The sequence below is a fragment of the Variovorax sp. LARHSF232 genome (assembly GCF_052871435.1).
The window spans coordinates 1,057,143-1,076,613 of the sequence record NZ_JBIXJS010000001.1; the positions used below are offsets into that span (position 1 = coordinate 1,057,143).

At 65.0% G+C, this 19,471-nt stretch carries 20 protein-coding genes; 1 reads left to right on the forward strand and 19 read right to left on the reverse strand.

Features of this window, described 5'->3' with window-relative positions:
- Positions 1-2 precede the first annotated feature (2 nt).
- Positions 3-647 (reverse strand): hypothetical protein, encoded by a 645-nt coding sequence (locus tag ACIPRI_RS05045; RefSeq protein WP_446620280.1) that lies wholly within the window; start codon positions 645-647, stop codon positions 3-5.
- Complete coding sequence (pilL2, locus tag ACIPRI_RS05050; RefSeq protein WP_446620281.1) at positions 644-1,222, reverse strand: PFGI-1 class ICE element type IV pilus protein PilL2; 579 nt, start codon at positions 1,220-1,222, stop codon at positions 644-646. Before pilL2 ends, ACIPRI_RS05045 begins: the two co-directional genes overlap by 4 nt.
- A gap of 147 nt (positions 1,223-1,369) precedes the next feature.
- On the opposite strand from pilL2, the gene ACIPRI_RS05055 reads away from it, so the two are divergent.
- The gene (locus ACIPRI_RS05055) at positions 1,370-2,134 is read left to right on the forward strand and encodes a hypothetical protein (protein WP_446620282.1); all 765 of its coding nucleotides are present in this window, start codon (positions 1,370-1,372) and stop codon (positions 2,132-2,134) included.
- Positions 2,135-2,140: 6 nt separating this feature from the next.
- Here the strand turns inward: ACIPRI_RS05055 and ACIPRI_RS05060 are convergent, their stop codons facing one another.
- The 17 genes from ACIPRI_RS05060 to ACIPRI_RS05140 all read right to left on the reverse strand — a co-directional run bounded on the left by ACIPRI_RS05060 (position 2,141) and on the right by ACIPRI_RS05140 (position 19,471).
- Positions 2,141-4,420: a helicase-related protein gene (locus tag ACIPRI_RS05060; RefSeq protein WP_446620387.1), complete on the reverse strand. Its 2,280-nt coding sequence runs from the start codon at positions 4,418-4,420 to the stop codon at positions 2,141-2,143.
- A 105-nt stretch (positions 4,421-4,525) separates the two neighbouring features.
- Positions 4,526-5,641: a DUF6094 domain-containing protein gene (locus tag ACIPRI_RS05065; RefSeq protein WP_446620283.1), complete on the reverse strand. Its 1,116-nt coding sequence runs from the start codon at positions 5,639-5,641 to the stop codon at positions 4,526-4,528.
- Between the two features lie 35 nt (positions 5,642-5,676).
- Positions 5,677-6,357 carry a hypothetical protein gene (locus ACIPRI_RS05070; protein ID WP_446620284.1) on the reverse strand — a complete coding sequence of 227 codons (681 nt, stop codon included), beginning with the start codon at positions 6,355-6,357 and terminating at the stop codon, positions 5,677-5,679.
- Positions 6,358-6,648: 291 nt separating this feature from the next.
- Positions 6,649-7,476, reverse strand: a complete 828-nt coding sequence (locus tag ACIPRI_RS05075; RefSeq protein WP_446620285.1) for a DUF932 domain-containing protein — start codon at positions 7,474-7,476, stop codon at positions 6,649-6,651.
- Between the two features lie 175 nt (positions 7,477-7,651).
- Positions 7,652-8,257: a DUF3275 family protein gene (locus ACIPRI_RS05080; RefSeq protein WP_446620286.1), complete on the reverse strand. Its 606-nt coding sequence runs from the start codon at positions 8,255-8,257 to the stop codon at positions 7,652-7,654.
- 50 nt (positions 8,258-8,307) lie between these two features.
- On the reverse strand, positions 8,308-8,877 hold the full coding sequence (locus ACIPRI_RS05085) for an STY4534 family ICE replication protein (RefSeq protein WP_446620287.1): 570 nt from the start codon (positions 8,875-8,877) through the stop codon (positions 8,308-8,310).
- 513 nt (positions 8,878-9,390) lie between these two features.
- Positions 9,391-10,188 (reverse strand): GTPase, encoded by a 798-nt coding sequence (locus tag ACIPRI_RS05090; RefSeq protein WP_446620288.1) that lies wholly within the window; start codon positions 10,186-10,188, stop codon positions 9,391-9,393.
- 216 nt (positions 10,189-10,404) lie between these two features.
- Complete coding sequence (locus tag ACIPRI_RS05095) at positions 10,405-10,797, reverse strand: hypothetical protein (protein ID WP_446620289.1); 393 nt, start codon at positions 10,795-10,797, stop codon at positions 10,405-10,407.
- A 35-nt stretch (positions 10,798-10,832) separates the two neighbouring features.
- Positions 10,833-11,084, reverse strand: coding sequence for a hypothetical protein (locus tag ACIPRI_RS05100; protein WP_446620290.1), 252 nt, complete (start codon positions 11,082-11,084; stop codon positions 10,833-10,835).
- A gap of 779 nt (positions 11,085-11,863) precedes the next feature.
- Positions 11,864-13,876 (reverse strand): DNA topoisomerase III, encoded by a 2,013-nt coding sequence (locus ACIPRI_RS05105; RefSeq protein ID WP_446620291.1) that lies wholly within the window; start codon positions 13,874-13,876, stop codon positions 11,864-11,866.
- 307 nt (positions 13,877-14,183) lie between these two features.
- Complete coding sequence (locus tag ACIPRI_RS05110) at positions 14,184-14,567, reverse strand: single-stranded DNA-binding protein (RefSeq protein WP_446620292.1); 384 nt, start codon at positions 14,565-14,567, stop codon at positions 14,184-14,186.
- Positions 14,564-15,139 (reverse strand): DUF3158 family protein, encoded by a 576-nt coding sequence (locus tag ACIPRI_RS05115; protein ID WP_446620293.1) that lies wholly within the window; start codon positions 15,137-15,139, stop codon positions 14,564-14,566. The genes ACIPRI_RS05110 and ACIPRI_RS05115 overlap by 4 nt, the downstream gene beginning before the upstream one ends.
- The gene (locus tag ACIPRI_RS05120) at positions 15,136-15,924 is read right to left on the reverse strand and encodes a PFL_4669 family integrating conjugative element protein (protein WP_446620294.1); all 789 of its coding nucleotides are present in this window, start codon (positions 15,922-15,924) and stop codon (positions 15,136-15,138) included. Before ACIPRI_RS05120 ends, ACIPRI_RS05115 begins: the two co-directional genes overlap by 4 nt.
- A 218-nt stretch (positions 15,925-16,142) precedes the next feature.
- Positions 16,143-16,388 (reverse strand): OST-HTH/LOTUS domain-containing protein, encoded by a 246-nt coding sequence (locus tag ACIPRI_RS05125; RefSeq protein ID WP_446620295.1) that lies wholly within the window; start codon positions 16,386-16,388, stop codon positions 16,143-16,145.
- A 129-nt stretch (positions 16,389-16,517) separates the two neighbouring features.
- Complete coding sequence (locus ACIPRI_RS05130) at positions 16,518-17,477, reverse strand: IS5 family transposase (RefSeq protein ID WP_446620296.1); 960 nt, start codon at positions 17,475-17,477, stop codon at positions 16,518-16,520.
- Positions 17,478-17,537: 60 nt separating this feature from the next.
- A complete protein-coding gene (locus tag ACIPRI_RS05135) occupies positions 17,538-18,128 on the reverse strand; it encodes a hypothetical protein (protein WP_446620297.1) in 591 nt (196 codons plus the stop codon).
- A 131-nt stretch (positions 18,129-18,259) separates the two neighbouring features.
- The gene (locus ACIPRI_RS05140) at positions 18,260-19,471 is read right to left on the reverse strand and encodes an STY4528 family pathogenicity island replication protein (RefSeq protein ID WP_446620298.1); all 1,212 of its coding nucleotides are present in this window, start codon (positions 19,469-19,471) and stop codon (positions 18,260-18,262) included.

A 19,471-nucleotide genomic window follows, 5' to 3' on the forward strand; every position in this document is an offset into this window, starting at 1 on the left:
TCCTACGGCACAGCAACGCGCACGGCCTGGCCGTCGACACGGAACACGGCGGCCTGCGCCTCGATGGACTGGAGCTGCCATGCGCCCACGGTGTCGCCCTCGCGCAGCAGCCGCACGTCACGCACGGTCGCCGCTCCGGGCGCCAGAACGGACAGGAAGCGCTCCCCACCGCGCAGCTCCAGGCCGACCAGCTTGAACGGCGGAACCGGCACCTTGGGCTTGGGAGTCTCGGCGGTACGCCGGGGCACGATGGCCTCTGCAGCCGTCTTGTTCAAACGCTCCTCGATCGCGCCAACGCGCGCCTGCAGGGTCTGCACCTCGCTGACATGGTCATCGGTGCTCCTCGCCTGCTCGACGCGCACCAGGCGTTCGTCCAGCGCTTGACGCGCGGTGTCGAAATCGGCCTGGGCGACAGGCTTGGGTTGATGCTTGACAGCCCCAGCCTGCTGCTCCAGTTCGGCGACGCGATTCGCCAACGCCTGAACCTGGGCATCTTGGGCGCTGGTTTGGCTTTGCTCGCTCAGTCGCGACAAGCCGACGCTGTTGATGATGGCCAGCACACTGACCAGCAGCAGCCACACGGCCACGGCGATCTTGAGCCAGCGCGCACGAACGGCATGACCGGAAGGCATCTGCGGGATATTCACGGCTGCACCTCCTCGGGTTCCGTGATCTGGGGTTGCTTCACATCAGCAGTGGCGGCCGCCGAACCAGATACCGCCGTGCGCCGAAAGCACACTTCCCTGCCAACGTCATCGACCGACAGCGTCCACGCCGGCCCGGCCAGAATCCGCAACGCATCGCGCAAGACCAGTGGCCCGAGCCGCAGATGGGCGGCGGGGAGCGGCAACGCATACAACGCCACGGCCTCCGACGCATCGCACAGCCGGTAGCCCGTGCGCTGCAGGACATGGCGCATGCCGTCGCCGACCGAGGAATTGAACTCGGGCGTGATGGTGACTTCCACGACCTGTTGCATCAGGTCGCGCTGCGCCCTTTCCGGCATCAGTTCCACCAGGGTGTAGCGGCCATGGCGGAAGACAGGCACGGCGCCTGCGGGCGTGACCGCACCCACGGTCGGTACAGGTTGCTGCTCCGGCGTGGCAGGTGTTTGCGCCTGCTCGAATGGCAGCACTGTCGTCGCGCAGCCTGTGGCAAGGATTGCCCCCGCCAGACTGGCGATGCAGACAAGAGGACGGAGGGAACGGGCGGACAGTCTCATTGGAATAGGCTCCCCGAAACATGGAGCCGTTACCTTCGCTTCCCGCAACGCAGATGGCAGCACCAAATGGGAAGCACGCCACCACCGGATTGGCGCCGTATCACCGATTCGTTGTCGCCCCCGCCGTCATTGCGGCAGACTGTTGCGATGAATCCAGATGACGACCAAGCACACCGACGCGGACTGATCGACCACCCAGGCCTTCGGGTACAGCTGCCGCATCTGCAGAGCTACGCTCTCAAGGGGTTGGCCGAACTGCAGTCAGGTGGAACGAAGTTCCCAGGATCAACTGCGGAGATCTATGCGACGGGCGTGGCCGAGCGGGTATCGGAGTTGGACAACGCGCTGGCGGCCCTGCGCCTGACCATGGGCTTCGTGTTGGACCAGGGGAACCAGCCCAGCCCGGATCCGGACATTTACCGCTACCACTACGAGAACTTCGTGCTGCGCGTCATCGGCTTCGTTGATCGGGCGCACCGTCTGGTCGGCTCGGCGCTGCTGGAGGACAAGGCCAAGTTCGAGAGCATCGGCGGCAATAGATTCGTCCAGAAGCAGGTGAAGGCCGATCATCCCGACATCCATGCGGCCCTGCAGGGCGTCACGCAGGCCGTAGAGAGCTATCGGGGGCCGCGCAATGAGTTGATCCATGCCGCCGCCTTCAGCAGCCGAGAACTCGGGCTGTTCCAGCCTATCCGGCAATTCGGCGTGGACACGGGTGACATCGACGTGGATGAGCTGCTACGGCACCACTTCGCCGAGGGAAGCAAAGAGATCGCGCTGACCATTGCGCGTCTGGTCGAGGCGCTCACGGCGCTGCTGGACAGCCTGGCGCCTATTTTTATGATCGCCGCCGAACACAACGACGGCAGCCCGCAAAAGGAATCGGCCCCCGAGGGGGCCGATCCAGCATGACAGAACTCAGTGCACCAGTTGCCGAGCCAGTGCAACCTCGACCGAATCACCGTCCTGGTTCAGGACATCGAGCCCCGATTCAGGCACGTCGCCGGAGGTGGACTGCGACACCATGATCTTCTTGGCCATCAGCCCCAGGCAGGTCATCTGCGAAGAAGCGGCGTAGCCGAGGTAGATCACGCGCACCGGCTGCTTCTGGCCGATGCGCCATGAGCGCCGAGCCGCCTGCTGCAGCGAATACACGTTGTAGCCCGACTGCATGAACACAATCGTCGGGAACTCCAACAGGTCGAGGCCGGTTTTGACCAGCTCGGGGTTGGTGATGAGCACGTCGATGCCGCGGTCCAGCTGCTCGGCGATCCAGTCCTCACGGCGGGAGGCATCCACGCTGGCGCGCAGCACCGCCACCTTGAAGCCTTCCTGCTCCAGCAGCACCTTCAGGCGCGACGTGGTGTCGCGCGTACCGGTGTAGACCGAATAGACCAGGGTCTTGCGACCGTCCGCTTTCTCCTGTTTGCAGATCTCGATGAGCTCGCGTTCCTTGGGCATCACCTCCAGCTCATTGAACTGAGCCGGAACGAAGGCCAAGGTCTGGTGCGTGCGCGGGTGCACCACCGTCTCCGACCGGAAGCACGTGTCCGGCCAGGCCAGCAGCACGTTGAGAACGACCCCGAGCAGCGTCGTATCGCGCTTGGCCAGGGCTTGCTTCAGCTCCGAGGTCAAACGCCCTGACAGATCGCGATAGGCCGCGGCTTGACCCGCATCCATCGCCACCTCGCGGAACTCTTCATCGTAGGGCGGCAGCACGTTGCCGCCGATGTCCTTGAGCTTGAGGAAGATGGTGAACGGCAGGATGCAGCGCAGCACGCCCTTGGGGCCGAAGCCCGGGGCCTTCACCGTGCGCACCGATACCTTGGTGCCTTTGGCTGTCTTGTGCGCCGTGCCGATGCTTTCCGAATAGATGTCCTTGAGAACACCGTGATCGCGCATGAACGCCATCGCGGCCGAGGTCATGCTGCCGCTCCTGGTCGGACGGTAGCCGTCTTCGATCATTCGCCCAGGCAGGGCTCGGAACAGCAGGTGGAACAGGTCGTCGCCGTAGCCGCCCATCAGCGTGCCGGTGAGCAGCAAGGTCTTGCGCGACTTCGCCGCCAGCACGCCCATGGCCTGGCCCTGGGCGCTGCCGCCGTTCTTGTACTCGTGGGCTTCGTCGGCGATGAGCAGGTCGAACGTGCCTTGCGGCAGGTAGCGTTTGATGTACTCGGACGGCTGGTAGCCGCCCTCGCCGAAACCGAACTCCATGTTCGCCATGGCCCGCTCCATGCGGTGTGCCTGGCGGTCGGAAAAGACCAGTTCACCCTGGTCGTCCATCAGGTTGATGAACTCGTGGATGTTGTCGCCCAGCATCGAGGCCAGGAAGGCATCGCCGAACTTCTGCATCAGCTTCTGCGCGGTGACTTCCCCGATGGTCGGGATGCGCTTCAAGGCTCTGAGCACAGCGGAGGACTGGTCGTGAGAGGACAGGCTCCTTGGGCGGATCAGCGTCCACAGCGGTGCGGCGCAATGGCTGCACTTGCGGCGGAACTCCTCGGCCTCCAGCTCGACCGGATTGACCGGCTCACCGTCGAGGTCGGTGATGACATGGCCGCAGTCCGGGCACGCCGCCACGTCGCCGTGACAGGTGCGGTGGCGGGTGAAGACGGGCTTCCAGTGAAAACCCATGCGCATCCGCACGCGGCCCAGGACGAAGAACTCCTGGCCGGCTGCCGCCACGCCCAGCTGCTCGCGCAGCTTGATGAGCTTGAGCAAGGTGTCGGGGCCGTTGAGCACCCAGACCTTGGCGCCGGCCACCGTCTCCTGGATTTCTCGCCGCCACTTGTAGACCAGGTGGGGAGGCGAAAGCACCAGGGTGCGGCGGTAGCCTTCGGCGTTGAGCACGGCAGCCGTTGCGATGCCGACAGTCGTCTTGCCACACCCCATCTCGCCATTGACGATCGCGGCGCGCTCGCCGCTGTCGGCCAGCAGTTCGGTGACGGCATGGACCACCTCAGCCTGGGCAAGGAACAGCTTGCGCTTGAGGCTGGCCAGAACAACCTGCCGATGTGCACGCGCCTGCCCGGTGTAGACCGGGGGATTGGCACGGTTGAGCGAATCGAGCAGTTCGTCGCCGAACTCGGACACGAAGGCCTGCAGGCTCAGCGTCAGGGGAGAAGCGGCCGGATCCTGCAAATCACCCTGCACAGGTGCATCGCAAGCGGCGGGGACAGTTTCAAGATCGAGTGACATGGTGATGCTCCAAGAGAAATGGGGCATGCACCACTCCTTCCGGGGCGATGGCATGCCCCGAAGTGGGAAGAGATGAACGGCGCGAGGCCGCCCGGGGAATGAAGGTCAGCGGATGGTCAACACCTCGCCCCGCGTGGCGGAGCCCGGTGTCATGTCCCAGGCACGGATGACCGGAACGAACTTGTCGGTGAGGATGCGCGTCTCGGCCACGGAACCGTCGTCGCGTTCGGTGTACTCCGTCTGCAACGTCTTCTCCTTGTGGGTGTCGCCCTTGACCACGAGCACGCGCCCGGTCTTGGACTTCACCACACCCGAGATCGCGCCCGCGGCCAGGGCCAGGGCGAGATGCCAGTGCGACAAGGCCCGCGCCGGCGGCCGCAGCGCTTGTTGCGCGGCGCCCAGGTGCGTATCGAGCATCGGCCAGAGCCCTTGCAGCCGGCCGACTTCATCGGCGAACTGCTCGGGCTCCATCGTTACTCGGTAGAAATGCTCCGGCTCGGCTGGGCTCACGGGGATCACATAGGGCAGGAACGGCCATTCGGCCGGCAGTTCCTCGGCTTCGACGTCGCCTTGCCCGATCTGCAGCAGCAAGCTGCGTGTGGCCTTGACCGACTCCGCAGCCTGGTCGCGCTGGCGAACCCGGCGGCCGAAGATCACCACCTGCTTGAACTGCGTCTCCACCGCGCGGTAGATACGCAAATCCGCATAGTGGTGGGTCAACCATCCGACCAATTCCGCGTCGAGCACGTAACCGGGCACGATGAAGACCAGGATGCCGCCGTACTGCAGCAGCGCCAGCGTGCGCTGGTAGAAGAGCTTTTCCAAGCGGGCGCGGCCTTGGCCTTGGTAGCCGATGTTGCCGTTGGCGTCCTTGGACAGGTCGCCATACGGTGGGTTGAGCCACAGCAGGCCGAAGCTCTGGCGACTGATCAAGGTGTCCATCAGGTCGCCGTGGATGCAGCGATCGACCAGTTGCCGGGCATGCTGCGCACGCTCGGCGTCGTACTCGACGGCAAATGCTCTCACCTGCTCGCGCCCGAGGGCATGGGCGGCTTCGGTGATCGCCACGCCTTCGCCAGCGCAGGGATCGAGGATGCACATCGGCCCGCCGAAGTCAGCAGGCGCCAGCGCGGCGAGTGCTCGTTCGAGCGTGGGTTCGTCCGTGGGGTAATACCCGTTCTTCACGAAATTGCGGGCGAGCCGCGGGAACATGAGTGCCATGGGATTCTCCTGAAGGCATGGATGAAGAAGACGGTTCAAGCCACCGCTTCGAGCAACGGCATCGAGACCGCTTCGAGCAACGGCATCGAGACCGCTTGGAGCTGGGGGGCTTCGGCTGTGAGCACGCCGCTGCGGATCAGGCCGCCCAGGGTCTGGGTCAGCGCCGCCACGTCGATGGCGAGCCGGTGGCCTTCGAGAGGGCCGAGGGCGAAAGGCAAGCGGGTCAGCATGGACTTGCCCTGCAGCAGTTCCAGCACGAGGTCGCGCCAGTGATCGAGCAGCGGCAGCGGGCAGGTGTCCCGCACCAGCGTCCACAGCCGGTCGATCCGATGGGCGGAATCCCGTGGCAGCAGTGCCAGCGCGCTGGCGTTGGCCTTGTCTGGGCGCACGCAGCGGCGATCAAATAGCCACAGGTTGGAGAGCGCGCCGAACAGCGTGCGCCGGTAGGCGCGAGTGATGCGCTTTTCCAGGTTCTCGACGTTTCCGACAAGAACCGGCAGGCTGGCGCCCTGCTCCGTGATGACATGGAACTGGTCCAGTCCCTGTTCATCCCGGCCCAGGGTCAGGCGGGCCAGAAATTCCTGGACGGCGGTGTCGCGCGCCCAGGTCGAGAGAAAGACCAGGTTGCCGTTCTCGTCACCGATGCAGCCGTCGGCCATCAGGTCGGGGCATTCGTCGATGCGGCACAGCGTCTTGGAAGGATGGGTGGCAGGCATGGTGTTGTCCTCGAATGAATCGGAGGCAGCACGTCCCGCCGGGGCAATGACTGCCCCAAGGGGTGGAAAAAGAAACCTGCGCATCGCAACGCGCCGTAGCCTCGAAGGTCTTGGCTACCTGGGCATGTGGTCGACTTCGCCGACAGACATGAGGTCGAGCCTGCTGCAACGGCCGAAGAACGTGAGCAACAAAGCGCTGCCGGCACCGTCCCCGTTTGCTCCGGCGCCTCCGGCCTCGCACCAATGAAAAAAAGCGGACCGCGCCACGATGGACACGATCCGTTTGGGACGTCAGGCTTTCAACTGTCGCAGGCCGTCCGCGAGCAGCCAAAGCGCCCGGTTGAGCCGGACGTTCTGATCGATGCCTTGGACAGGCCGGGTACGCTGCTGACGCCCGTTGGCACTGCGGCCGGCCAGGCCGCCTTTGACGAGGTTCTCCTGGACCCGATTGAACACCGACCACAGGTCCGAGTGGTTGTCGTCGAAACGACGGGGGCGAAGGATCTGACTCTCCGTGATCGGTACGGTCTTACCGCCCTCGTCGTATCTCAGAACCAGTGCCGAACGAGCGAAGACCTCGGCCTCGCCGTCGTCGAGCGTGATGGCACGCATGGCATCGCGCGAGTTCTGTACCTGCTCGAAGCCATGCAGCACCTCGTAAGCGCCTTCAATCACGTGATCGGTGACGTTGCCCTTGTGAGGCACGCGCACGTCGGCCAACGTGTCACCGCACACCAGGCCGTTCTGGCAGACAAAGCGGGTCATGCCCGCGAGCATCTGGTAGCTGCTGGTGCCATCGTGCGAATTGAGCAGGATGATCTCGTTAGCCTCGGCGCCGTTGATCTGGCTCGCATGGCGAAGGCGCAGCATGTGCTTGGTGTAGTCGCGGCGGTCCTCGTGGCGCACGCGGGTCTGGCACACCATGAACGGCTGGAAGCCTTCTTGGCGCAGTTCGGTCAGCACTGCCGCCGTGGGGATGTAGCTGTACCGCTCGGATCGGCTTTCGTGCGGCGTGTCCGCGAAGATGGAGGGAGCGACGGTGCGGATCTGCTCATCCGAGAGTGGGTGATCCGAGCGTAGCACTGGGGAACGATGAGCGAAGCGGGATGCGAGTTGCATGACGATCTCCTTGAGGAATAAGGCAATCGACTTCGAGCGGCCGAGGCCGATCGTGTGACTGCGTGGGACAAAGAAAAGCCCCGCGATGCAGGGCCTGGATGGGACAGTTGAGGAGCAACGCAGCCCACAGGGGAACAGCGGCTCAGTCCGGCGCGAACTTGCGCTGCGGCAGGTGTCAGGCCTGGGCGAGATGCCAGTCCTGGGACAGCGGAGCGAATTCGTAGCCCAATTGCCCAAGGCGGTCGCGCTGCTGACGCAGCACACGCCGATCCACGGTGGCATCGAGCTTGACGGGCTCGTCCAGCGGCCAGAGCGCGCCGAACAGCACCGCATCGTCAGCCGAAGTCTCGGATGCCGCCGCAGCGGGTTCGCTGCCGAACGGCGTGGTATCGACCAGGGGATCGTGTGCGGGCCGCCGCTTCGACCTGGCCGGAGCCTTCGTCGGGGCCGGCGTGGTTGCCTGCGCTTCCTCGTCGATCGGATCGACTTCCTGCGGACTCAGCCGGCGGGCTTCGTCACCGCTCAGGGCATCGATGTTGGACAACGTCATCCCGCCCAGGTGGGCACGGATTTCGATGACCATGCGGCCGTTGGCGTTGTAGGTGGAGGGACGGATCTCGGCAATGACGAAATCCCCCTCGTACTTGCCTTCGGCGTACTGATCGAGTTCGGCGTTCTTCACGACGAATTCGCCAATCGAGGTGGCAAGGCGTCCGACGTTGAAATCGCCGTTGCGCCCGTGGATGGTCTTGATGGCCAACTGGCCTGGTAGGGTGATCATGACAATCTCCTGCTGATGCAAACAAGGCCCCAGGGACGGGGCCTCGCGGATCAGAACGACTCGGCTTCGGCCAATGCGGGCGCATCGGCTGCCTCGTCGACAGGAGCCTCGGCCGCAGGCGCATCAGGCTCGGGCTTCGGTTCGGGGGCCTGCTGCGCAGCCGCCGCGTCGGTCGCCACAGAGGCGTCCGGTTCGCGCGCATCGCGCTCATCAGTTTCGGCCGACTTGGGCTCGGCCTTGTAGACAAGCTTGCCGTCGACCTTGATCCAGCTGACGAACAGCAGGCGGGCCTTGAGGCTGACACCGGGGTTGCCGGCGTTCTTCCCCTTGGAGTAGGTGAAGATGTCAGTCCACAGGTCGCCCAGGCGGAAGCCGATCATTACCTTCTTCTCGGCATCGACGGCCTCGATGCAGCGGCGCACCAGGTGCTGCGCTTCAGAGCCCGAGACGCGCGTGTCGAAGCGCACATACGAAACGTCATCGCTGGGACCATTGAGGGCCGCGATGTCGCAGGCTAGGAAAGAATCGCCTTTCTTGGGCTTCACCTCGCGAATGCGATTGAGGTACCCGAGGCCGGTGATGTGCAGGTCGAAAAAGGACTTGTCGGTGGAAGTGGTCATGGTGAATCTCCTGGGAACAAAGAGGCGGAGACACACCCGACCCAAGGCGGGGAAGGTGTGGAACCCCCGCGTGGGTTGAAGGGAACAGCTTGGATGGCATCGCCATCGGCAGGGCCGGTGGACGTTCGCGCGTGGATGCCGGTGCGAACTGGTTGTCGATCAACGCGGTAGGAACCGCGCCGTAGCCTGGAAGATCGTGGCTACCTGGGCATGCTGCTGACGGGAGTCAGCGGAACATGACGGCAAGCGTGGTCCCATCTCGATGCCCACGCCACCTGGAATCGGCACCTGCTGAATTCCGGATTGGCTGCGGCGGCTGCGGGTCAGAAGGCAGAAAAGCCCTCGCGATGGAAGGCCTGGGAAGGGATGCTCAGTTGCCGCGCGCGGGCGTGATCGCCTCCAGCGACAGGTGCGTCGCAGTCGCGGACAGGTCGTGCCTTTGAATCGAACAGACATGGATGTGCTCTCCAGGAAAGGGAAGAAATCCCCCGTCACGTGGACAGGGGGTAGAGGTCAGTGCGGGGTCGACTTGCGGCCAGTCAGGCACTGAACGTGGATCAAGCGCCAGTTCCCGTCGTCGATCAGCCGCTCCAGCGTCTCGCCCAGGGTGTCGAAGAACACCTCGTCCACCCGGTCGACCACTTCGCCGCCCTGGCGCAGTTCCACCGCGTAGAGGTCGGCGCCGCGGTCGTAGAGCACGGTGACATGGCCCTGGAACTTCGCCGAGGTCACGGTGAAGCCAATGGCCGGCGGCGTGGCGATGATGTCATCGGGCAGCGGATCCACCCAGGTGAAATCCCGTGCGTTGGCATCCACCAGCAGGTGGGTGATGCGCCGAAAGCCATCGGGCGCGGGCAACTGTTCCAATTGCTGGATCAGGTCCCGCAGTTCGGGGCACTGAGGCTCGGGGATGGGCAGCTTCGCTGGGGCGGCGCCCAGAACGTAGCGCTGCACCGTGTAGGGCCTGCCGTCGGCTGTGAACTCGGTGACTTCCTCGGGCGTGTCGGCTCGCAGGCCGTCGAAACGACGTCTGGCGTAGGGTTCGACCTGAACCTTGGCGCCCTCTTCCGGCTCCTCGGTCACGAGCGAGCGGTCGAGCACAGAGAACTCGGCCCGCCCGGTCTTGATGACGATGGCCTGGTCAGTCTTTGCAATGACCTTGCCCTCGAAGGGCTTGGGATCGATGTGAAAGCCCAGCGCCGACACCTTGGGCTGACCGTCGAAGACGTTGTACTTGAAGCTACGGACGTTGGACGGCACATGGCCAACAACCAGTGTCGGCAGCTGCGCACGAATGGCTTGGGTATCCATGGGAAATCTCCTGGCGAAAAACAAGGGACTCCCGTCCACAAGGGAGGTATGTCCCGTGTGGGTTGGTTGGATGGGCACTGGACGCGCCCGGTGATGAACGCGAACCGGCACGGCGAGCCGCGCCGCAGTCTTGAAGGTCTTGACTGCCTGGGCATGCTGCTGGCAACGCCCTCACAGGGTTGAGAAGGAAATTGCGGCGGCGAACCCGTCGGGGTTTCACCATCCGCTGTAGTGCAGCATCAGATCGGCGATGACCCGGCGCCGCTCCAGATCGAGGCCGCTCAGGTCGGCCAGGCCCTGGAATCCACAGCGCTTGAGCAGCGCCCCGCCCTCGCGGGCGTTGTAGAAGCTCGCCATGGCGGCAAGGAACACGCCTTCGCCAGGGCTCAAGACACCCAGGGCACCGCTGATCCTGCGCATCGCGGGCCGCAGATCCCACTTGCTTGCAGCGCACTCGAAGCCTTCGCTGGTGCCATCGCCGAACCACTGGGGACCGGCGATCTTGACTCCGCGCTTCCAGGCCTGGAAGAAGACCTCGGGCGCCTGCGCGAAGTGGATTTCTTCCCGTGCGATCTGGTCGAGCACGTCTTGCGGGAGAGACGGGTTCATGAGAAATCTCCGTGCAGAAGGGTTCAGTAGAGGGCTCAGGGATAGAGCCGCTGCTGCCAGTGCCCCCTCGCCAGGGCTTGGCTGGCGGCCTGGTACGAGCGGAAGTACTGAGCGGACTCGCGGGACACCGGGCCGTCCACGTCGGCGGTGCCGATGTAGTGGCCGGCGGCGCTGCAGAGCACGTTCAGGGACAGGCGTTTGCCCGTGTAGGCCAGAGACAGGTAGCCAATGGCTTGGGACTTGGCCTGTGCGGCGCTCAAGGGCACCGATGCGAGAGCAAGGGACATGGTTTCTCCCGATAGAAAGACCGGGACCCCACGCCCTGACGGGAGCGGAACGTCCCGAGGGGTTGAAGAAGAAGCATCGGCGTCGAAAAGACGCTCGTCCGCTGGGCGATGCGAAGCGGACTGGATCGATCCACGCGGCGAGCCGCGTTGCAGCCTTGAAGATCGAAGCTGCCAGGGCATGGCGCTGACGAGGGTCAGCAACGCATGGCCTGAGCATGGGCGCGAAGCCTTGTCCAGGTCGTGGGCAAAACCGCATCGTGTTCGTGCCGCTTTGAGACGGAGCGGCGCCGTTGTCGGATCAGACGGGACCAACTGGCCGAAGGCACGAAGCCTCCGGCCGCAGAAGAAGAAACCACCCGTGGGCTGTCACAGTCCAGGCCGTCGTCAAAGCCGTTCGCTGCACCAGCAATCGCACTCGACCCATATCGTGGCTGGGGTCGACATCCTTCGGCACACATCCGCGCACAAAGGGAGCCCGTTGTTCCGCCGGCGGGCACCGGCAACGAATACCGTTGACCCAAGGGGTCTCCTGGCGGCTCGCTGCGGCACAGGCCAGGCAGTCGCCAGGAGACCCCTCGCCATCGACGAAAGTACCTTGACCAAGGGGCCGTACCGAACGCGGCGTGAGGAGCAATGGCCTTCCCGCCTCGCGTGTCCATGGCCGATCTGCGAGACGCGCACACCGTCGCTGAAGGTAAGGTGCACTGGGGATTCCCGCGGGATGCGGGAGATGGACGCGCCGTCCGTGGGCGGGTGGCGCGGCGTGAGGGTTCGTGGCGTCAGGAGGCCTTGGGCAGGCTGCTGCGCTTGCGAAGGGAGGCTCGCCGGCTCTGCTCGGACTCGATGGGCAGCGTGCCCTTGCAGTCAGGGTAACGGCTGCATGACCAGAAGCTGCCGTTCTTGCCGGTGCGCCGGCGCATGGGCGCGCCGCACTGCGGGCATGGTGGCGACGGCGACAGTTGGATGGCCAGCGTGGCGCCGCGGTACTGCTGCACAAGCTGCGTCACCCAGGTGGATTGCTTCGCGACAAAGGTGTCGAGCGTCAACTGGCCCGCCTCGATCATGTCCAGCGCCTGCTCCCAGATCGCCGTCGTGCCCGGATCGGCGATGGCCGCCGGCACGGTGTCGATCAGCGTGAAGGCCGCTTCCGATGCCCGAATGGAACGGCCCTTCTTCAGCAGATAGCCTCGGGCCAGCAGGCCGCCGATGATGTTGGCGCGCGTGGCCTCGGTGCCGATGCCCGTGGTGTCCTTGAGCTTCTGCTTCAGGCGTTGGTCGGCAACCAGCTTGGCGACTCCCTTCATGGCTTTGACCAGTTCACCCTGGGTGTAAGGCTTGGGCGGCAGGGTGTTCAGCGCCTTGGGCTCCACGTTGCGGACCTGGCAGATCAGCCCGGCTTGCAGCACGGGCAGCACCTGGCTGCGCCGCCCCTCTTCGCCATCCATATTGCCGGCTTCCGGCGCGAGCGCCACGTGCCAACCCGCCACCACGATCTGCTTGCCAATGGCCTCCAGCGCCTGCCCGCCGCACGAGAACTGCACCACCGTCCGGTCGAACTCGTGGTGCGGCAGAAACTGCGCGAGGTAATGCGCGCGGATGAGTCGGTAGACCGCCAGTTCCTTCTCATTCATGGCCGAAAGGTTCGCGGGTTCCAGCGTCGGGATGATGCCGTGGTGCGCCGTGACCTTGGCGTCGTTCCAGGCACGAGAACGCTGGCTGCGGTCGATCTGCCCCATCAACGGGCGAAGACCCGGGTCGGTCTTGACCAGGCTGTCGAGCACGGTCGGTACCTCGGCCAGCATGCTCTCCGGCAGGTAGCCGGAATCGGAACGGGGATAGGTCGTTGCCTTGTGCGTTTCGTACAGGGCCTGGGCAATGTCCAGCGCTTCCTGCACGTCCAGGCCCAACTGCCTGGAGCAGACTTCCTGCAAGGTGCCCAGGTCGAACGGAAGCGGTGCCCCTTCGCGTACGCGCTGCGTCTCGACCGACAGCACCTGAGCCGTGCCGGCGGCGCGCATGCGCTCGGCGGCCTGCTGCGCCACGGGCTGCTGCAGGCAGCGGCCGGCATCGCCGGTGCAGCCTTCGGGCGGAACCCAGGTAGCGAGGAAGGATGGGCCGGTATGGGATAGCGTGACCTCGATGGCCCAGAACGGCACGGAGACAAAGCGTGCACTCTCGCGATCGCGGTCCACCACCAATTTGAGCGTCGGCGTCTGCACCCTCCCCACCGACAGCACGCCCGTGTAGCCGGCCTGCCGTCCCAGCAGCGTGAACAGTCGGCTCAGATTCATGCCGATCAGCCAGTCGGCGCGCGAGCGTGCCAGGGCCGAGTAGTACAGCGGCAGCGTCTCGCTCGACGGTTTGAGCGCACCCAGCGCCTTGCGGATCGAGGCGTCGTTGAGCGCGGAAAGCCACAGGCGCAGTACCGGCCCTCGGTAGCCACACAGGTCGAGGATCTCGCGGGCGATCATCTCGCCCTCGCGGTCGGCATCGGTGGCGATCACCAACTCGCGGGCCTGGCCGATGAGCTGCTGGACGACCTTGAATTGCGCCGCGGTCGCCGCCTTGGGCTCGACACGCCAGCACTCGGGAAGAATCGGAAGATGCTCGATGGCCCAGCGCTTGTACTGCTCGCCGTAGCCTTCGGGCGGAACCGCTTCGACCAGATGACCGATGCACCAGGTCACGACGACACCGGAACCGCTGTAGCAACCGGAGCCTCGCTGGCCGGCGCCCAGAACACGGGCGATGTCCTTGCCCTGGGAGGGCTTCTCGCACAGGAACACGCGCATGAAGCTTCCTTGAAAGTGTGCGGATCATCGGATGGTCACCAGCATGGCGACGCCGGCACTGACCAGCAGCAAGAAAGCCGGCGGGGATCGACACCGGTTTGGGAGGTCTGCGGAAGAATCACTGCCGCAGGAGACTCCACGGCTCACCGCGGTATCCGAGCCAGCAGCTTCGTGTCGGGGGGCGGCTGGAAGCCAGTGGAACTCAGTGGAGCTATACCCTGCGGATAGCTCGCCAGCACCATGGCTGGTGCATGGCGGGCGTCTGACGGTTGCTACAGCCGCGCGCCGCGGTGGCTTGGCCTGCGTGCTACTGGCCGCTGGTGGACTTGGCACCCAGCGTCACAGCCTCGATGCGGTACGGCAGGATGCCCACGCGCCGCGCCTCGACCTTGAAGGTGACGCGCTCGTTCTCGTCGGCATCCTCCCATTCGTCCTTGACCGTGCGGCCTTCGACCAACACCCGCATACCCTTCTGGTACAGCGTCTTCCAGTGCTCAGCCTCGCGGTGCCACAGCTCCACCGGCGCCCAGAAGCCGCCACGGTCCTCGTACTCGCCGTCCCGTTTCGGGATCGGGTTGTCGAAATATACGTTCAGGCGCAGCAACCGGCGCGGCTCTTCGTTGCCGTTGGGAAACTCGCGATAGTCTGGCGCAGAGCCGATATTGCCCTCGCCAACGAAATGCGTGCTCATGGTGATGACTCCTTGGAGGTGGTGTGGTTGGTGGTGGGGGTGGGTACGGGCGAGGAGGCGGCATGCTCATGGGCACGCCGCAGGTGAACTGCCTCGGCGTGAGCCATCCGGCTGGCACATTCCTGGGCGTGGCGGGCGATGCTGTGGGTCAGGCTGATTTGCATGTTCAGCGCGATGCGCTGCAGCTCCATCGCATGCAGGTCATTGATCAGCGATGCGGGCGTGGAAGGCTGGACCAGCAGTTCCTCCCACAGCGCCACACCCATGGACGATCGGTCGAGGTTGCGCCAGCGCAAGAAGGTCGTCCCTGCGCCAGTGGTCTGCTGGGCCAGCTGCACGTCGAGCAGGCTGAAGGGATAGGCCCGCGCCTGGGGCAGCACGCGCCGCTGTGCCAGGACGATCAACCCGTCGCGCAGCGCCAGACACTGGCTGGCCCAGGTCTCCAAACTCCCCTTACCTTTAAAAGGCTGTAAAAGGCCTTTTAGGTAGCCTGCGTGTTCCAGGCGCTGGAAGTCTGCGTGTTCCAGCGGCGCAAAGCGTGGAGCCGGGCCGGAAGTGGTCGGTGCCGTCATGCCGCGGCGTCCTCGTCCGGAGCATCTGCATCGGTTGCGCCATCGATGGACGTGGGTGCCGGATCGACAGCCACGGGATCCGCGGATGCGGCAAGCGCTGGTTCGACGCGTCCACCCCGGCGTGCGATCGGTGGCGCAAAGCCCGAGCGGCGCGTGCCGTCGAGCACCTCCTGCGGCAGCTCGCCGAATTTCTCCAGCGCCGCACGCGCCGCTGCGTTCTTCGAGGCGAAGTCGTCGCGCGTCGTGCCTGAGTAGCGATATTGCTGGGCCAGTGAGAACAGGCTGCGCAGCGCATGCGCGCCGTCGTTGAGCCAGCGCTCCAACGTGCTGCGGTCGATCAATGCCGTGTGGTGGGCCAGAATCAGCTTGCGGGCCAGATCGTCGTAGTCGGCCAGCAGGTAGACGGCGGCAAAGCCGAGCTGGGCATTGACGAAGAGCGGCAGCTTGACCGGCTGCACGTTCAGGTTCTCGCCCAGGCTGAGCGCCGGGGGCACGCCGGCCAATGCCTGATCCACCTGTTCGCGCAGCGCCTGCAGGCTGGCCTTGGTCTGGGCCAGCTTGTCCTCGATGCGCAGCATCCACCAGTCGCTGTAAGGATCATCCTGCTCGGCGCCCCGCTTCATCTTGTTCATCGCGCTGATGTAACCGTTCAGGCCGATGATGCCGGGACGGCCTTCGGCGACGGCGCGGCCGTGCCAGATGCGGGAGGCGTGGTGCGTGTGCAACGTCAGCGACATGGCGCTGCGCAGCGATCCCAGGTTGAGCTGCAATGGTTCGGTGGCCATGGAAACGACTCGTGGTGATGAAACGAGTCGCCAGCATCCGTGCCAGCCGGAAGGCTGTCAGTCGAGAAACCGCTATCGCCGTTCGCCAGGTTTTTTCGACGCGGATGGCTGTGTGTGCCGGCTATCCCCTGGGGATAGCTCGGCGGGAATGTTCGCAGCTCGCGGTGAGGTAAGGTTGCGTTGCGAGGCTATGCCTCGCGAGGTCGGTACCTGGCGGCTCACTGCCCATCCACCTCGCGGTAGCGAAGATCGAACAAGCGGCACTCATGCACCACCTGCCGCCAACTGCTGCAGCCGTATTTGGCGGGAAGCTGCTCTGGATTCCGATCCGCGATCCAGCGGCCAGCGACGGCGATTGGCGTCCATCCTTCGACGGCCAACTGCGCAGCTGCCTCTCGCAACGCCCGAACGATACCGGCCGCCGGCCAATCCACCGTGCCGTCCGGTGCAATGCCATTGACCACTAGGGAAGGTCTGATCAGGCCGCGATTTTGAGATGGGCGCGGTTGTTGGGCTGCAATCGAGGCTTGATTTCGGCGTTGAGGCGGCCCCGCTGAGGGTTTGCGGCGCCCTTTGGCGCCCTGCGGGCGCACCTATGCCCGCAGGCCATCCAGTAGTGGGCGCCTGACGGTGAACAGGTTGGCCAGGGCAGCGGCCACGAACAGGCGATTGCCGTTCTTGGCCAGCCCTCGGTAGCGCACCTTCGCAAAGCCAAAGATGCGCTTGATCACGCCGATGACGTGTTCGACCCGGGCACGCACCTTGGAGCGGCGGCGGTTGATCTCGCGCTGCATCGGGCTGAGGTACTTGTAGGCGCGGCCTCGGTGCTGCGTGAAGTCCTGCGCCCAGGGCGCGTGCTGCGCAATCACCTGGCCCTGGCCCGCGTAGGCCGCGTCGCCCCACACGGCCGTTTCCTTGCCATGCAAAAGCTGCGGCAGCACCTTGCCGTCGTGCACGTTGCCCGAGGTGGCCACCACCCGGTGAATGAGCTTGTGGCGCGCATCCACGGCCACGTGGGCCTTCATGCCGAAGTACCACTGGTTGCCCTTCTTGGACTGCTTCATCTCGGGGTCGCGCGCGCCCGAGGCGTTCCTGGTGGAACTGGGCGCGGCAATGAGCGTGGCATCCACGATGGTGCCGGTGCTCAGCCGAAAGCCCTGCGCCTGCAGATGGACGCCCACTTCCTCGAAGATCCGGCGGCCCAACTCGTGGTGCTCCAGGAGATGGCGAAACTTGCACACCGTGGTCTCATCGGGCACACGCTCGTGGCCCAGGTCGATGCCCACGAACTCGCGCATGGAAGTGGACTCGTACAGCGCCTCCTCCACGGCCGGATCGCTCAGGTTGAACCAGTGCTGCAGGAAGTGGATGCGCAGCATGCGCTCCAGGCCCACCGGGTGGCGACCGCGCCCGGCCTTGGGGTAGTGCGGCTCGATCAAGGCGCACAACTGCGCCCAAGGCACCACCCGATCCATCTCGGCCAGAAAGGCCGCACGCTTGGTGGTCTTGCTGTACCGATCGAAACCGCCGCGAGCCAAACTGATCTGCTTCATCTGCCGCCTCCTGCGTTGCCTGCGACGACAACGCAGCAACTCAGCAGACGGTGGACTTGATCAGAGTCTCCCTAGGTCATGAAACACATCCGATTGGACGAACTCCGCTGCCAGGCGTCGCGCCTGGTCCATGTGCTCGGCCCAGCCACGCAGTTGCTCGAAGTGCTGGTCGATGCGCGCGTAGGCGGTCGTGAGCGCATCCTGTGCGACAAGGCATCCGGCCGCCGTCCAGAGCTCGTGGCGGTCGATGAAGTGATGCACCAGGGTGTTGCGCATGGACACCAGTTCCTTGAGGTCAGCCTGCGTCTTGGCATAGTCCTCCGCGGACAGGCGCAATTGCATGCGCGTGCGAAAAGAAATCATGTCAGTGGACAGGTCGGCGTCCTGCTCGACGGCCTCCTCGCCATCGGTCACGACATACGACCCGAACAGCTGGCCCACCAGCGTGCCCAGGGTCTTGGTCGCCGCGCCCTCGATCCGTGCCGCGCGGATGGCCTCCAGCGAATGCGCCGGCCCGGAGATGTCGTGGTGTGCCACGATGGCCTTCATCAGGCGCTCGTACTGTTGAAGGCGCAGCAGGCAACGGCCCAACAGGCGCTGGACCTCCCGCTGCAATGGCTGCAGCGTGTCGTCGGTGGATGGTGTGGTCATCTCGGTCATCGGCCGGGCTTGGTGCCCTCAGCTTCTTCTTGTTCACGGGTGACAGTGTCGCCTATGGGGCGACGGGGGATCGATCGCGACGGAAGGACATCTGTTCCAGCTATCCCCTGGGGATAGCCCACCTACGAGCCGCCGCGCATGGAGGCGCGGATTTGAGCCAGGTGGACTCGCGCCGCCTCGCGCGCAGGACTGTGGCTGCTCGATGCAGCAGGCGGTGATGGTGGCGGACGGGCTGCGACACCAGATTGAGGCAGTGGATCCTTGCCTTCGCTGGCCCACGCGTTGAACTCTCCGCGGATCGCCTTCTGGATGATGCCGAACAGGTAGCCGGCCGGATTGCGCACCGTGCTGCCGCTGCACCGGGCAGCCCACTCGTCAAGCACCGGCTGCCGCTGGCCTTCCTCCACCTGCTGCAAGGCGATCATCGCCCCGACTTGCTGCTCCTCTTTGAGGCGCAGAAACCGATCCGGCAAACGCAGGTTCTGCAAAGCCTTCGCGCGCGGTACTGTACGTACTTCATCAATACGCTCCATACGTACTGTACGGTCCCTCTTCGGATTCCGAAGAGTGCCGTCCGGCGCGGGGTTCAACCCTGCTTCGGATTCCGAAGGCGGGTGTTTTGAATTCCGAAGAAGGGTTTGCAGGCCTTCTTCGGCATCGTGATCGGCCCCCTCCTGTGGATAATTCTCCGCCCAACCATTCCGGGCCATTCGCTGCGTCAGCACCTGCAGTCGAGTGGGCAGCGTGCGGCCGCCCAGCATGGGGTCTTCGGAGATTTCCTTGAGCGTGTGCAGGCCGACGATCTGCACGGCCTTGGCGGCATGGGTCAGTGCCTGGCTCACCAAGCCCAGGTAGTCGGGGTCGAGCTGCATGGCCTCGAACGGAGTCAGCGGCTCGTCGTGCAGCACGTAGAGGTTGCCCAGGATGCGACCGGTCTTTGGGTCGCGCCGGCGCCGCACCAGGCTGAGCCAGCGGATCAGCCGCAGCAGCGTCAGGGCGCGAGCCACGGTTTCGTGGGAGGCTTGCCCAGCGCAGGGCATTGAGGCCAGGTAGGGGCGCAACTGGTCGTAGGTCGGGAAGGCCGTCACGCCGTCTGCATTTAGCTGCAGGCGAAACACCTGCCAGGCGTTGCGCTCCAGCGGCGTCAGGCGCCGGTCGAGGAACAGCGCGCGCGGCACGCTTTCGTGGCGATTGCCGCTGTAGAGAAATCCATCGCCGACCGGTGTCTGTTCCGGTTCCACTGACCGGGCCGGTATCAGCTCACGCAGCGCCCCATCGAACAGCGCCGACAACGCAACAAGACCACCGCGCTTTGGAGCGCTGCCCGTTGCCAT